The 397-nt window shown below is 57.7% G+C and carries 1 rRNA gene; it reads right to left on the bottom strand.

The annotated features are described in order from the left end of the window. Positions 1-117 (bottom strand): 5S ribosomal RNA (rrf, locus tag AB4Y72_RS19725). Positions 118-397 lie beyond the last annotated feature (280 nt).

Here is a 397-nt window from a genome sequence, read left to right as displayed (position 1 = left end):
TTCCGGCGGTGACCTACTCTCCCACACCCTCCCGGGTGCAGTACCATCGGCGCTGTGGGTCTTAGCTTCCGGGTTCGGGATGGGACCGGGCGTTTCCCCCACGCTATGACCGCCGTAACCCTGTTACCCGTCCCCGCCGGCTCATTGCCCGGGGGGTGGGAAGACTTGTGGTTACAACATGGCCGCTGCACGTGAATGCAGCTGTGGTGTTGTTATTCAGTTGGTTGGTTCGCAAGCAACGTTGCCGTCCGGTGACGGGTTTGTTGGTTGGGAACCACATAGTGGACGCAAGCAGTCTTGTTTCTTTGTACCCTTCCCATGGTGTGAACGTCTTTTGAATCCGTTCACGGGAGGGGTGTGTGGTGTAAGTTATCGGCCTATTAGTACCGGTCAGCTT

This window comes from Arthrobacter sp. YAF34 (assembly GCF_052113245.1).
Taxonomy (GTDB): Bacteria; Actinomycetota; Actinomycetes; order Actinomycetales; family Micrococcaceae; genus Arthrobacter.
This window is presented reverse-complemented; position numbering and strand designations above follow the sequence as displayed.